1 protein-coding gene is annotated in these 1,329 nt (G+C 59.0%); it reads left to right on the top strand.

Annotated elements, in window-relative coordinates:
- Positions 1 to 123: 123 nt before the first annotated feature.
- On the top strand, positions 124 to 1,329 hold a 1,206-nt coding region (locus tag PROAA_RS13560), incomplete at its 3' end, for an acyl-CoA dehydrogenase family protein (protein WP_186411849.1).

Below are 1,329 nucleotides of genomic sequence, written 5' to 3'. Positions count from 1 at the left end.
GCCTCGTCGGCGATCTGTTCGAGCTGGCTCCCGCATTGACCAACGCGCTGGGGTGAGCAGGGGCGATTCCGCGATGGTGCCAATTCAAGTGGCGAGATGTCTTTATTCTGACTGGAGAGTGAAATGAGCGAATACCGTGCCCCGCTCCGCGACATGCAGTTTGTGTTGAAGGAATTGGCCGGGCTTGAGGACGTGGCGCAATTGCCTGGCTGTGAGGAAGCATCGACTGATGTTGTTGACGCCGTTCTGGAAGAAGCAGCCAAATTTGCCGAAGGTGTACTTTCACCACTCAACGGTGTTGGCGACCGCGATGGGTTGTTGTTCAATGACGGGCAGGTGGCCATGCCCAAGGGTTTCGGTGACGCCTACAAGTTGTTTGCCGAAAGCGGCTGGACAGCGCTCAACTGCGAGCCGGAATGGGGAGGACAAGGCCTGCCCAAGCTCGTTGCAGCACCCGTGTCCGAGATGTGGAAATCGGCCAACCACGCATTTTCGCTTTGTCCGATGCTGACCAGCAGTGCCATCGAAGCGCTGGTGCTTTCCGGGTCGGATGAACTCAAGCAGACGTACCTCGAAAAAATGGTCAGCGGCGAGTGGACGGGTACGATGAACATCACCGAGCCGGGCGCCGGATCCGACCTCGCGGCCATATGTTCGCGCGCAGTGCCACAAGCGGATGGCAATTTCAGGATCTTCGGCCAGAAGATATTTATCACCTACGGTGAGCACGATATGGCGGACAACATCATCCACCTGGCGCTGGCACGAACCCCGACGGCACCCGAGGGCGTCAAGGGCATTTCCCTCTTCCTCGTACCAAAGTTCATGGTTGACGCAGATGGCCGCCCGGGCGAACGCAATGACGTGCGCTGCGTGTCCATCGAACACAAGCTCGGAATCCACGCCAGCCCGACAGGCGTGATGGCCTTTGGCGACAAAGGCGGGGCCATCGGTTTTCTGGTGGGTGAGGAAAACCGCGGGCTTGAGTATATGTTCATCATGATGAACGCCGCACGTTTCGGTGTCGGCATGGAGGGCGTGTCCGCATGTGAACGCGCCTATCAACGTGCGCGCGATTACGCCAAGGATCGCATTCAGGGTACGGACATCGGTGTACGGAATGGCGCCAAGGTCCCGATCATTGCGCATCCTGACGTACGTCGCATGCTCATGAGCATGAAAGCACAGGCTGAAGCGAGCCGCGCACTGGCCTACGTCGTGGCGGGAGCACAAGACAAGGCGCATCACCATCCGGAAGCCGATGTGCGCAAGCAGAATCAGGCCTTCGTCGACCTGATGACGCCGGTGGTCAAGGGCTGGAGTACCGAG

It is taken from the genome of Candidatus Propionivibrio aalborgensis (assembly GCF_900089945.1).
Classification (GTDB): domain Bacteria; phylum Pseudomonadota; class Gammaproteobacteria; order Burkholderiales; family Rhodocyclaceae; genus Propionivibrio; species Propionivibrio aalborgensis.
The sequence above is the reverse complement of the archived record's forward strand: the minus strand, read 5'-3'. Positions and strand labels throughout refer to the sequence as shown.